The organism is Roseovarius sp. D0-M9 (assembly GCF_037083805.1).
Classification (GTDB): domain Bacteria; phylum Pseudomonadota; class Alphaproteobacteria; order Rhodobacterales; family Rhodobacteraceae; genus Roseovarius.
In genome coordinates, this window is record NZ_JBAPKZ010000005.1 from 1 (window position 1) to 13,330 (window position 13,330).

The 13,330-nt window shown below is 62.8% G+C and carries 10 protein-coding genes and 1 tRNA gene; 5 read left to right on the top strand and 6 right to left on the bottom strand.

The features are described 5' to 3' along the window. Nucleotides 1-104 precede the first annotated feature (104 nt). The 6 genes from V8352_RS05015 to fabI form a co-directional block, all read right to left on the bottom strand. The gene (locus V8352_RS05015; protein ID WP_336423173.1) at nt 105-641 is read right to left on the bottom strand and encodes a pseudouridine synthase; all 537 of its coding nucleotides are present in this window, start codon (nt 639-641) and stop codon (nt 105-107) included. Nucleotides 642-681: 40 nt separating this feature from the next. Beyond that, nucleotides 682-2,190, bottom strand: a complete 1,509-nt coding sequence (gene trpE, locus V8352_RS05020) for an anthranilate synthase component I (protein ID WP_336423174.1) — start codon at nt 2,188-2,190, stop codon at nt 682-684. Nucleotides 2,191-2,202: 12 nt separating this feature from the next. Then, entirely contained in the window at nt 2,203-4,044 is a 1,842-nt protein-coding gene (locus V8352_RS05025) for a peptidyl-prolyl cis-trans isomerase (protein WP_336423175.1), read from the bottom strand. 52 nt (nt 4,045-4,096) lie between these two features. Then, a complete protein-coding gene (locus tag V8352_RS05030; RefSeq protein ID WP_336423176.1) occupies nt 4,097-5,302 on the bottom strand; it encodes an aminotransferase in 1,206 nt (401 codons plus the stop codon). 14 nt (nt 5,303-5,316) lie between these two features. Beyond that, nucleotides 5,317-5,817, bottom strand: a complete 501-nt coding sequence (gpt, locus tag V8352_RS05035) for a xanthine phosphoribosyltransferase (RefSeq protein ID WP_336423177.1) — start codon at nt 5,815-5,817, stop codon at nt 5,317-5,319. 72 nt (nt 5,818-5,889) lie between these two features. Next, nucleotides 5,890-6,696 (bottom strand): enoyl-ACP reductase FabI, encoded by an 807-nt coding sequence (fabI, locus tag V8352_RS05040; protein WP_336423178.1) that lies wholly within the window; start codon nt 6,694-6,696, stop codon nt 5,890-5,892. Between the two features lie 103 nt (nt 6,697-6,799). Here fabI and pdxH point away from each other — a divergent pair, with 103 nt between their 5' ends. From pdxH to V8352_RS05065, 5 genes are all read left to right on the top strand, one after another. Next, nucleotides 6,800-7,465, top strand: coding sequence for a pyridoxamine 5'-phosphate oxidase (pdxH, locus tag V8352_RS05045; protein WP_336423303.1), 666 nt, complete (start codon nt 6,800-6,802; stop codon nt 7,463-7,465). 312 nt (nt 7,466-7,777) lie between these two features. Beyond that, entirely contained in the window at nt 7,778-8,338 is a 561-nt protein-coding gene (locus tag V8352_RS05050; RefSeq protein WP_336423179.1) for a cold-shock protein, read from the top strand. Further along, entirely contained in the window at nt 8,335-8,799 is a 465-nt protein-coding gene (locus tag V8352_RS05055) for a DUF192 domain-containing protein (RefSeq protein ID WP_336423180.1), read from the top strand. The genes V8352_RS05050 and V8352_RS05055 overlap by 4 nt, the downstream gene beginning before the upstream one ends. Nucleotides 8,800-8,899: 100 nt before the next feature. Next, a tRNA-Pro gene (locus V8352_RS05060) sits at nt 8,900-8,976 on the top strand. A 632-nt stretch (nt 8,977-9,608) separates the two neighbouring features. Continuing rightward, nucleotides 9,609-13,283: a vitamin B12-dependent ribonucleotide reductase gene (locus tag V8352_RS05065; protein ID WP_336423181.1), complete on the top strand. Its 3,675-nt coding sequence runs from the start codon at nt 9,609-9,611 to the stop codon at nt 13,281-13,283. The last annotated feature ends 47 nt before the right edge of the window (nt 13,284-13,330 follow it).

Sequence of the window (13,330 nt, forward strand, 5' to 3'; positions counted from 1 at the left end):
GGAGCATCCCAAACCGGGCGTCCGCCGCCGATGCCACAGAGAACCGCCTTGAAATCCATGCGGCAGGAACAACGTCCTTCAAGCCCGACTTATTCAGCAGCCTGTTAGGCGTCGCGCCACAGGCCGGGGGCAATGCCGTCCAGCGTCCAGTCGCCGATACGCCATCGCACGAGGCGCAAGGTGGGATGGCCCACATACGCGGTCATCCGGCGCACCTGTCGGTTGCGCCCCTCGGTGATGGTCAGTTCGATCCAGCTGTCGGGAACTGATTTGCGATAGCGCACGGGCGGCACGCGCGGCCAAAGGTCTGGCGGCTCGATCCGGCGGACCCGTGCGGGCTGCGTCGGCCCGTCCTTGAGCGTGACGCCCTTTGCAAGGGCCGCCAGCGCCGCGTCATCCGGCACACCTTCGACCTGGGCCAGATAGGTCTTGGGTTTCTTAAATTTGGGATCGGCGATGCGGGCCTGCAGTTTCCCGTCGTCGGTGAGGATCAAGAGGCCCTCGCTGTCGCGGTCAAGCCGCCCGGCCGGATAAACGCCCGGCACATTCACATAATCGGCCAGGGTCGGATGGCCGCTGCCCTCATCGGTGAACTGCGACAGAACGCCATGCGGCTTGTTCAAGAGGATCAGGCGCGCCATTTGCGCAGATGCCCTAAGTCCTGCCGAAATTCGGCCGGCATCAGCTGTTGCCGCTGCCGCCAAAGCGGCTGGCGTCTGCGGCGGCGCGGCGGATGGCGTTGGATTTGTGCACCGTCTCCATGTATTCCGCCTCGGGATCGCTGTCATAGACCACGCCGCCGCCCGCCTGGATGTAGAGCTGTGCATCCTTGACCACTGCGGTGCGCAGGGCGATGCAGATATCCATGTCGCCCCCCGCGCTGAAATAGCCCACGCCGCCGCCATAGACGCCGCGCTTTTCAGGCTCCAGCTCGTCGATGATCTCCATCGCCCGGACCTTGGGCGCGCCCGAGACGGTGCCAGCCGGAAGACCCGCCAGAAGCGCACTCAGCGCGTCCTGATCCTCGGCCAGCTCGCCCACCACGTTCGAGACGATATGCATGACGTGGCTGTAGCGCTCGATGATGAATTCCTCGGTCGGGCGCACGGTGCCGACCTTGCAGACGCGCCCGGTGTCATTGCGCCCAAGATCGAGCAGCATCAGATGCTCGGCCAACTCTTTGGTGTCGGCCATCAGGTCGGCCTCGTTGGCGCGATCCTCTTCGGGTGTGGCGCCGCGGGGCCGGGTGCCTGCGATGGGGCGGATCGTTACCTCGCCGTCCATAACACGCACCAGGATTTCGGGGCTGGCGCCGATCACCTGAAACCCGCCAAAATTGAAATAGAACATGAAGGGAGAGGGGTTCGTGCGCCGCAGGCTGCGGTAGAGCGCGAAAGGCGGCTGGGCAAAGGGCTGTGTCCAGCGCTGGCTGGGCACCACCTGAAAGATATCCCCTGCCTTGATGTAGTCCTTGGCCTTTTCGACGGCGGATTTGTAATCCTCGCGCGTGAAGTTCGACACCGCCTCGCCATCCTCGGCGGCCTGGCCGAGGCCCCTGCTTTGCGGCAGGGCGCGATCGAGGTCGCGCACGGCATCCATCACACGCTCGGCAGCACGCGCATGGGCGGCGCGGGCGGTCTGGCCGGGCTCATGCCATGCGGGGGCAACGACGATCACCTCGCCCTTGACGCCGTCGAGCACGGCGATGACCGAAGGACGCAGCATCAGCGCATCGGGCAGGCCCAAGGGGTCGGGATTGACGTTTGGCAGATGCTCGACCAGCCGGATCATGTCATAACCGAGATAGCCAAAGAGGCCCGCACTGGCGGCGGGCAGATCCTCGGGCAGATCAATTCGGCTTTCGGCAATAAGCGCGCGCAGGTTTGTCAGCGGGTCGCCCGTCTGCTCCTCCCACGCATCAGGATCAAAGCGCGCGGCGCGGTTGATGCGCGAGATGGTGCCGTGGCACTGCCAGACCAGATCGGGCTTCATCCCGATGATCGAATAGCGCCCGCGCACCTCGCCGCCGGTGACCGATTCCAGCATGAAGGCGTCCGTGGCGGCGCCCGCCAGCTTCATCATCAGCGAGACGGGCGTATCCAGATCGGCGGCAAGCCTGGTGTAGACCAGCTGGCTTTGCCCTGCGTCATATCCCGCAGCGAAGGCATCGAAAGAGGGGGTCAACTCCACGGGCGCACGTCCTTACTGAAAGTTGGCGTGAACGGCGGCGATTGCCTGCTGGTCAAGCGTGATGCCCGCCCGCGCGCGGATATCGTCGGCCAGCGCCTGATAGAGGTCCTGCGCGATGTCGTTTGCCGCCGAATCCTGAAGGCTGGTGCGGATGCGGTTCAGTTCATCCCCCTCGGCCTGCGGCACGGAAGCCGAATCGAGGCGGATGATGAAGAGGCGCGCGTCGCCGTCGACAGTGCGCACTTCGCCCTCGGTCATCTCGAAAATCGTCGGGATCGTGCCCGGCGGTGTGCCTGCCTCAGAGCCCTGGCGCGTCAGGCTCTCGACACTGCGGGGCGTCAGGCCGACCTCTTCGAAGCTGGCACCATCCTCGAGTTGCGCAACCACATCCTCGGCCTGCTCGCGCAGCGCCTCGATCAGTGCTTCGCGCGCCCATGCGGCGGCAACTTCCTGCTGGACCTCTTCAAAGGGCTGCACCGCCGGCTCGATGATCTCGTCCAGGCGCATGGCAAAGATGCCCCCATCGCCAAGGCTCATGATCTCGGGGAAATCGCCCTCCTGCAACTCTTCGGCCGCGTCACGGAATGCGGAATAGCTTGCGATTCCTTCGCTCATACCGGGGCGCCAGTCGATCGTGCCGCCCTGCATCTGCGTCTCTGCCGCGAGGTTTTCGATCGTGGCGCCGCCGGCCAGCAGATCATTCGTGCTTTCGACCTGGCTCTCGATCACGCGCGCGGCGCGGTCGCCTGCCAGCAGGTCGCGCAGCTGGCCTTCGGCCTCTTCAAAGGGAGTGGTCTGTGCTTGCAGGACTGCGTTGACGCGAAAGAGGGCGGGGCCAAGATCGGTCTCGACGGGGCCGACGACATCGCCTGAACTCGCGCCAAAGACGGCCTCTCCGGCAGAGCCCAGATTGTCCATATCCACATCGCCCAAATCGACATCCTGAAGCGTCAACCCGCGCGCCTCGACCAGATCGTCATAGGTGGCCTCGCCCGCATCCAGCTCGGCGCGTGCGGCCTCGGCGGCGGCCTCATCGGAATAGACCAGACGCTCGACCAGTCGGCGCTCGGGCTGGTTGAACTCTTCCTCGCGGTCGGCATAGGCCTCGCGCAGGGAGGCCTCATCGACCTCGACATCGTCGATGATCATTTCGGGCGTGAGCCAGGCATAGGTGATGGCATGGGTCTCGGGCTGCGTGAACTGGGGGATGTTGGCCTGATAATAGGTTTCCAGATCCTCATCCGTAGGCACCGGCAGGCCGCTGCTCAGATCGCTGCGCGCCAGCGCGGCGAAGGTCACGTCGCGCTCTTCGGCGATGTAGTTCAGCAGGGCATCCGTATAGGCCTCGGGCGTGCTGACGCCTGCGATGACGGCGCCCTGCACCAGCGTGCTGGCGGTTTCGGCGCGCACATCCTCTTCAAAGGCGCCCTCGCTCAGACCCGCGCGTTCCAGTGCGAAACGATAGCCCTCGCGGTCGAACTGGCCATCCACGCCTTGGAAGCCGGGAATCTCCATGATCTGGCGGGCCAGCGTCTCATCACCGACGGATATACCGATGCGCGCCGCCTCATCCTCGAGCGCGGCTTGCGAGACAAGGCGCGACAGCACGCGGTCGGGTATGCCCTGTGCCTGAGCCTCGGAAAAGGGCAGCGGCTCGCCTGTCTCGGCCACGGCGGCGTTGACCTCCTGGCGCAGAGCGCGGGAGTAGTCGTCAATATCGAGCGGGGTATCCCCGACCGAGCCGATGCGGGTGACACCGCCGCCCAGATTGGTCACGCCAAAGCCGCCGAGGCCAAGGATCAAGAGGCCCATGAGGACCCACATTGCGGATTTGGAAATGCTGTTGGATCGCATGTTTGGGGCGCCTTTGTCGGTCTCGGGGGTGCGTGATCGTGATCCCGTTTGTCTATGCGCTCGGGCCATCAGGGGCAAGGGGCCAGCCCGGCCCGCCAAGGGACGCCAGACGCGCGAACAGCGTTTCGATGCCGCTGCGGTCGACATTGGCAAAGGCGATGCGGAAATGCCGCGCGCCCGAGGGGTCTGCCGCGGGTGTAAACATCGTGCCAGGCAGGGTCAGCACCCCCGCATCGCGCACAAGGCGCGGCGCCAGCACGTCCGAGCCTTCGGCAAAGGGATGCGCGAGATAGGCGAAATAGGCGCCAACGCCCTTGAGCTCCCACCCCTGCGCCACCAGTTTCGGCATCTGCTCGGCAATCGCCGCGCGCCGGTCAAGGATCTCGGCCCGCTCGCCTGCAAGCCACTGGGCGAGGTTCTGCATTCCCCAGAGCGCGCCGATCTGGCCCAGCTGATTGGGGCAGATGGCAACGCAGTCAAGGAATTTCTCGGCCTCGTCCAACCGCGCGGGCGAGGTCACCATGGCGCCGACGCGGTGTCCGGTCAGGCGATAGGCCTTTGAGAACGAATAAAGCTGGATCAGCGTGTCGTCCCAATCGGGGTCGGTGAAAAGGTCATGGGGCGCACCTGTGCGCGCGTCGAAATCGCGGTAGGTTTCATCGACAACGAGGGCGATGTCGTGCGCGCGCGCCAGATCGAAGAAGGCGCGCAGGAGGTCGCTCGGATATTCCACCCCGCCGGGATTGTTGGGTGTGACCAGCACGATCGCGCGGGTGCGCGGTGTAATCAGCGCCGCGGCCTCATCGGGGTCGGGCAGCAGACCCTCGCGCACGGGCAGGGGCAGGGTGCGCACACCTGTCATGTCGCACCACATTTTATGGTTGAAATACCAAGGGGTGGGCAGGATCACCTCGTCGCCTTCATCGCACAGCGTGGCAAGCGCGGCGCAAAACGCCTGATTGCAGCCCGATGTGATGGCGACATTCTCCGCGCCGATGGTGCCGCCGTAGGCCGCGCTCCACTGGTTGGCCACCTCGGCGCGCAGATCGTCGCGGCCAAGAACCGCACCATAAAGATGCGCGTCGGCCAAATCCATCGACGCCTCGGCCATCGCGCGGCGCAGCCCTTCGGGCGGCACCTCGACGGGGGCGGCCTGGCTCACGTTGATCAAAGGGCGCTCGGGCGGGAAATCTACACCCGCCAGCCACCGGCGGGCCTCCATAACGGGCGGGGCGAAACTTTGTCTTGTGCGGCTCATGTGGCGTGTCTCCTTCATTTGCCGCGATAGGGCTGGACGTATTGCAGGGCCAGATCCCAGGGAAAGAAGATCCAGGTGTCCTGGCTGACTTCGGTCACGAAGGTCTGGACGCGATCCTTGGCCATCGGCTTGGCATAGACCGTGGCGATATGGGCGTTGGGCATATGGGCGCGCACGACATCGAGGGTGCGGCCCGTATCCACCAGATCGTCAATCACCAGCACGCCAGTGCCATCCCCGACGATCTGCATATCAGGTGATTTCAGGATCTGGGCCGCGCCTTGGGTCTGGTGATCATAGCTCTTGACGCTGATCGTATCGACCGTCCGGACATCCAGCTCGCGTGCGACGATCATCGCGGGGGCCATGCCGCCGCGAGTGATGGCAACGACAGCGCGCCATGCACCGTCATCCGGTCCCTTGCCATCCAGACGCCACGCAAGCGCGCGCGCATCGCGGTGCAGCTGATCCCAGCTGACATGAAAGCCTTTTTCGTGGGGCAGGGGCTCGTACATGGATACTCCGGTTGAAACGCTTAACGCGGCGCGCCTGATCTTCAGTGCCGAAGCGGCTGAAGGAACCAATCCTCAAGTATTGTCGATGTCAGGGGCATCGACGGCTTTCATGCCGACCACGTGATACCCTGCATCGACATGCAGGTTCTCGCCCGTGGTCCCGCTGCCCAGATCGCTGAGCAGAAAGAGCGCGGCCTTGCCGACATCGTCGATGGTCACGTTGCGGCGCAGGGGCGAGTTCAGCTCGTTCCACTTGAGGATATAGCGGAAATCGCCGATGCCGGACGCGGCCAGCGTCTTGATCGGGCCGGCCGAAATGGCGTTGACGCGGATGCCGTCCTTGCCCAGATCCTCGGCGAGATACTTGACCGACGCCTCAAGCGCGGCCTTGGCGATGCCCATGACGTTATAATGCGGCATTACCTGCTCGGCGCCGTAATAGGTCAGCGTCAGCATCGAGCCGCCGGGGCCCATCAGCTTTTCCGCGCGCTTGGCAACGGCAGTAAAGCTGTAGCAGGACACATCCATTGTATCGAGAAAGTTCTGACGGCTGGTGTCGATGTAGCGCCCGCGCAGCTCGTTCTTGTCGGAAAAGCCGATGGCATGGACCAGAAAGTCGATCTTGCCCCAGACACGCTCGATCTCGGCGAAGGCCGCGTCGATCGAGGCCGGGTCGGAGACGTTGCAGTTGATCATCACTTCGGAGCCAAGCGATCTGGCCAGCGGCTCAACCCGTTTCTTGAACGCGTCGCCCATGTACGTAAAGGCCAGTTCGGCGCCCGCATCGGCGCAGGCCTGGGCGATGCCCCACGCGATGGACTTGTCATTGGCAAGGCCCATAATCAACCCGCGCTTGCCCGCCATAAGAGTGTTTGACATGTCCCGATCCTGACCCAACTGACTATTAGTGCCAATCCTTTAGGCGATTGGCAGGGGTGCATCAAGGGTCGCCGTTCCGGGGCATGGGCGCTTGGCGCTGGAAATGCCGCGCGGGCTGGGGCATAGGACGGCGCGTGACGCGCAATTTCGAAGAGGGACTGACATGGCCGAACGAGACGGGAAATTCGCCGGAGACGATCCCTTTGTGATCGCACGCAGTTGGCTGTCGGAGGCCGAGGCGAGCGAGCCGAACGATCCAAATGCCATCGCACTGGCGACGGTCGACCCGGACGGAATGCCCAACATGCGCATGGTTTTGCTCAAGGAAATCTCGGAAGACGGCTTTGTCTTTTACACAAACTACGAAAGTGCAAAGGGCAAGGAACTGGCCGCCAGCGGCAAGGCCGGGTTCGTCATGCACTGGAAGACTCTGCGGCGCCAGATCCGCGTGCGCGGCCCGGTTACCCGGCAGGATGGCCCCGAGGCGGATGCCTATTATGCGTCGCGCTCGCTCAAGAGCAGGCTGGGCGCCTGGGCATCGCAGCAGTCGCGCCCGCTGTCCAGCCGAGGTGCGCTGATGGCGGAGGTCGCCAAGGTTTCGGCCCGGCACGGGATCAATCCGCCGCGCCCGCCGTTTTGGGGCGGCTTCAAGATCACACCGGTCGAAATCGAATTCTGGGCCGATGGTGATTATCGCCTCCACGACCGTTTCGTCTGGCGCCGCGCAGATGCCAGCGCTCCTTGGGAGGTTACGCGACTGAACCCTTGAGGCGTCACGCCATTATTGTCATCGGTTAAATCGTGCGCAGCGCTCTGCCCCAAAGCTGTGGTTCAGGTTTGCGGCACCCTCTTAGGTTGATTAAAGCCGCCGCACTCTGTGGCGTAAACAATAGTTGATTTGGTGCTCTGCGGTCGAATATAGCGATTTTTGGCGAAATAACGCCGTTCGCATCACGGCTTGCGGCAACCTCTTGCGCAATATACACGTTATGCGTGTAATAAGATGCATCGGGCGTAGACGCAGGAATGCGAAAGCGGTACAATTTCAGCTTAATGAGCGAGAGGTATAGCATAGGTGGGCATGTTTGACATAAGCCAGAGCCAAGCGGCGCATGCCGCCGCATCGCAGGATGCGGGCACGCGCCGCGTTCAGGGTCGCGTCAAATGGTTCGACCCTGTGCGCGGGTTTGGCTTTGTCCTGGCGGATGACGGCGGGGACGACATCCTGCTGCACGCCAACGTGCTACGCTCGTTCGGACAAAGCTCGGTGGCGGATGCGGCGATCGTCGATCTTGATGTGCAGGTCACGGCACGGGGCGTTCAGGCGACTGCGGTACATGGCATCGTGCCACCCAAGACCGGACAGATGCCGGCGCTTGCCGATTTCGAAGAGATCGACGCCGATGTATTTCATAATGCGCCGCTGCTGCCTGCGCGTGTCAAATGGTTCGACAAGGCAAAGGGCTTCGGCTTTGCCAATGCGTTCGGCGACAATCGGGACATCTTCGTGCACATCGAGGTGCTGCGCCGCGCGGGTCTGGCCGATCTTCAGCCGGGCGAGGCGCTGGCGATGCGGGTCATCGAGGGCAAGAGAGGCCGCATGGCGGCCGAGGTGAACGGCTGGGAGAGCGCTGTAAAATGAGGCTTCTGGCAATCGTGCTCGCGCTGGCGCTCAGCGGTCCTGTTCTTGCGGCCGAAGAGTGCAGCCTCGATACCGTGCATCTGCGCGGCGATTGGGGGCAGGCCCGCTTTGCGATCGAACTGGCCGACGATGCAGAGACGCGCGCGCAAGGTCTGATGTTTCGCGAATCGCTTCCGCAATCTGCGGGAATGCTGTTTGTCTATCCCGACACGCGCACCGTCGGCTTCTGGATGAAGAACACACTCATCCCGCTTGATATGATCTTTCTTGACGCGACCGGGACGGTCGCGCGCGTTCATTCCAACGCGGTTCCGGGCGATCTGACGCCCATAATGGGCGGGGATGACATCAAGGCCGTGCTCGAAATCAACGGCGGTTTGGCCGAGCGGCTGGGAATCGCGGAGGGCTCGCAGCTGCGGCATCCGTCGTTTGCGGCCGAGCGCGCCGCCTGGACCTGCTGATCTTACGGGTTTGATGCGCAATTCTTGGCGCGCGTCGTGCTGATTGCCCGTATTCGGGCTTTTCAACGGTCAAGTTTCTGCGTATTGCTCGCCCATGGTTCGGGGTGTGGCGCAGTCTGGTAGCGCACCTGTTTTGGGTACAGGGGGTCGTAGGTTCGAATCCTGCCTCCCCGACCATATTCTCTCAACATCATGTTTGCGTTCCGTCGCTACGGTTTGCCAAGGCGATGGCACGCGTCTGCGCGCTTGCCTGTGGCGCGGATGCATCGGTCGGCGCAGGGGTGGAAAAGTTTTTTCCGACTGCCGCGCCATGTGCGCCGCCGGCCTGCACTGCGCCCACATCCAGACACAGGGCGGGATAACCTTGATGCTCTGTCTCAGCCTCGCGCGCTAAACCATATTAAAACAAATGGATTTGAAAGGCTGGCGGCGCCGTGCCCGATCTCGTGCCGCCTGTGGATATGCTGTGCATGAATCGGCGCATGAGTCGGATGCCCGGATGGGCCGCCGCATGATGGCCGAAAGGTCAACGGGAAAGAGATGAATTTTGGGTAAATTTGAGATTGACTGTATAGGTGCCAATGCGTCAGGTTGTGCAGGCCGCCTAGCGCACCCACAATATGTAGTGTGTTCGGGCTGGCGCGGAACAGTCACAACAGCTGCCGGAATTCAAGGCTAGGCAGGCGTGCACCAGGGGTGTTCGCAGGCGCTGCGTGGGATGTTCCTGACGACTGAGAGGCCCGGCGCGGAACGGCGTGGCTGGGCGATCATCCACACAAATGCACCCACGCGGGGCGAGAGGCAGCGACATGAAAATCGACAGAAAGTTCACGAAGGCCGGGCAGGACGCATACGCAGATCTGGAGTTCACAGTGACTTCCTCGGAGATCCGCAATCCCAACGGCAGTTCGGTCTTCAAGTTGGACAATGTCGAAGTGCCCTCGGGCTGGAGCCAGGTCGCCAGCGACGTCATCGCCCAGAAATATTTCCGCAAGGCAGGCGTTCCCGTGCGCCTCAAGCGCGTCAAGGAAAAGGGTGTGCCCGAGTTCCTGTGGCGGTCCGTCCCCGATGGCGACAATGTCGAGACCACCGGCGAGACGAGCGCCAAGCAGGTGTTTGACCGCCTTGCCGGTGCTTGGGCCTATTGGGGTTGGAAGGGTGGCTATTTCACCACCGAGGCCGACGCGCAGGCCTATTTTGACGAGATGCGCGTGATGTTGGCCCGCCAGATGGGCGCGCCCAACAGCCCGCAGTGGTTCAACACCGGTCTGCACTGGGCCTACGGCATCGATGGTCCGGGGCAGGGGCATTACTATGTCGATTACAAATCCGGCAAGCTGACCAAATCGACCTCCGCATACGAGCATCCGCAGCCGCATGCCTGCTTTATCCAATCGGTCAAGGATGATCTTGTGGGTGATGGCGGTATCATGGATCTCTGGGTCCGTGAGGCGCGCCTGTTCAAATATGGCTCGGGCACCGGCACGAACTTCTCGTCCCTGCGCGCTGCGAACGAGCCGCTGTCGGGTGGCGGCAAGTCGTCGGGCCTGATGGGCTTCCTGAAGATCGGTGACCGCGCGGCGGGTGCGATCAAGTCGGGCGGCACCACGCGCCGCGCGGCCAAGATGGTGATCTGCGATGCCGACCATCCCGACATCGAGGAATTCATCAACTGGAAGGTCAAGGAAGAGCAGAAGGTCGCCAGTATCGTCGCCGGCTCCAAGATGCACGAAGAAAAGCTGAACGACATCTTTGCCGCGATCCGCGCCTGGGATGGCAGCCTAGAGGATTCGGTCGACCCCAAGGTCAATCCCCAACTCAAGGATGCCATTCGCGGCGCCAAGAAATGCGCGATCCCCGAAACCTACGTCAAGCGCGTGCTGGACTATGCCAAGCAAGGCTATGAGAGCATCGAGTTTCCGACCTATGACACCGATTGGGATAGTGAGGCTTATGCTTCCGTCTCGGGGCAGAACTCGAACAACTCGATCCGCGTCACCGATGCCTTCCTCAAGGCGGTCAAGGACGATGCCGACTGGGCGCTGATCAACCGCACTGATGGGTCCACGGCCAAGACGATCAAGGCACGTGACCTCTGGGAGGACGTGGGCCACGCCGCATGGGCCTGCGCCGATCCGGGCATCCAGTATCACGACACGGTCAACGCGTGGCACACATGCCCCGAAGATGGCGAGATCCGCGGATCGAACCCCTGTTCGGAATACATGTTTCTCGACGATACCGCCTGCAACCTCGCGTCGATGAACCTGCTGAAGTTCTACGATGACGGCCGTTTCGACGCCGAGGGCTATATGCACGCCTCGCGTCTCTGGACCGTGACGCTGGAAATCAGCGTGACAATGGCGCAGTTCCCGTCCAAGGAAATCGCGCAGCGCAGCTTTGACTTCCGCACGCTTGGCCTTGGCTATGCCAACATCGGCGGCCTGCTGATGAACATGGGTCTGGGGTATGACAGCGTCGAGGGCCGCGCCCTTTGCGGTGCGCTGAGCGCGATCATGACGGGCGTTGCCTATGCCACGTCTGCTGAAATGGCGGGCGAGCTGGGCCCCTTTGCCGGTTACAAGCGGAACGCCGAGCACATGCTGCGCGTCATGCGGAACCACCGCAATGCCGCCTATGGCAAGACCGACGGCTATGAGGCGCTTGACGTCAAGCCCGTGCCCCTGGACATCGCCGGTTGCCCTGACAGCCGCCTTGTCGAGCTGGCCATGTCCACCTGGGACGAGGCGCTGAGCCTTGGGGAGAAGCACGGCTATCGCAACGCGCAATCCACCGTCATCGCGCCCACCGGCACGATCGGCCTTGTCATGGATTGCGACACGACCGGGATCGAGCCTGACTTTGCCCTCGTGAAGTTCAAGAAGCTGGCCGGTGGCGGCTACTTCAAGATCATCAACCAGTCGGTGCCCGCCGCCCTTGAAATGCTGGGCTATGGCAGCGCACAGATCGAAGAGATCATCAGCTATGCCGTTGGTCACGGCACCCTCGGGAACGCACCCGGCATCAACCACACCTCGCTCGTCGGTCACGGCTTTGGCCCCAATGAGCTGGCCAAGGTGGACGCGGCGCTGGGGTCGGCCTTCGACATCCGTTTCGTCTTTAACCAGTGGACGCTGGGCGCCGAGTTCTGCACCAATGTGCTGGGCATCCCCGAGGCCAAGCTGAACGATCCGGCTTTCGACCTCTTGGCGCATCTGGGCTACAGCAAGAAGGATATCGAGGCGGCCAATGATCACGTCTGCGGCACCATGACCCTTGAGGGCGCACCCTTTCTCAAGCCCGATCACTACAGCGTCTTCGACTGCGCAAACCCCTGCGGCAAGCGTGGCAAGCGCTATCTCAGCGTGAACAGCCACATCACGATGATGGCCGCCGCGCAGTCCTTCATCTCGGGCGCAATCTCCAAGACGATCAACATGGCCAATGACGCCACGATCGAGGATTGCCAGAAGGCATATGAGCTGAGCTGGTCGCTCGGGGTCAAGGCCAACGCGCTCTACCGCGATGGCTCCAAACTCAGTCAGCCTCTGGCATCGGCCCTCGTTGAGGATGATGACGACGCGGCAGAGATCCTCGAAAGCGGATCGAACCACGAAAAGGCCGCCACCCTTGCCGAAAAGATCGTTGAGAAGATCATCATCAAGGAAATTCACAAGTCGCACCGCGAAAAGATGCCCGAGCGTCGCAAGGGATATACCCAGAAGGCCGTGATCGGCGGGCACAAGGTGTATTTGCGCACCGGCGAATACGCCGATGGTCAGCTGGGCGAGATCTTCATCGACATGCACAAGGAAGGGGCAGGCTTCCGCGCGATGATGAACAATTTCGCCATCGCCGTGTCGGTCGGCCTGCAATATGGCGTGCCGTTGGAGGAATTCGTCGATGCCTTCACCTTCACCAAGTTCGAGCCGTCGGGCATGGTGCAGGGCAATGACAGCATCAAGAACGCGACCTCGATCCTCGACTACATCTTCCGCGAGCTGGCGGTCAGCTATCTCGACCGGACCGATCTGGCGCATGTGAAACCCTCGGGCCACAGCTTTGACGATCTGGGTCGGGGCGAAGAGGAAGGCGTGAGCAACATCAGCGAGATGAGCGAGGCCGCGGCCAGCAAATCCCTCGAAGTGCTCAAGCAGATCAGCTCGACCGGGTATCTGCGCAAGCGTCTGCCTCAGGAGCTGTATGTGCTGAACGGCGGTCAGGCCTTTGCGCCCTCCGGCGATCCGGTCAGCTCGCTGCAAACGCTCGTGCCCGAAACGGCAAGCGGCCCGGCGATGGCGGCCACGGCGCATGTCGCCAGCACCACCGTCACCACGGGTGCGATGTCAATGGACGCCCGCACCAAGGCCAAGATGCAGGGCTACGAGGGAGAGGCCTGCGGTGACTGCGGCAACTACACACTGGTGCGCAACGGCACCTGCATGAAGTGCAACACCTGCGGCGGAACCAGCGGCTGTAGCTGAGAAGCGAGCGCCGCCAAAGCAGCAACCGGGGGGCGCCGGTTTGGCTG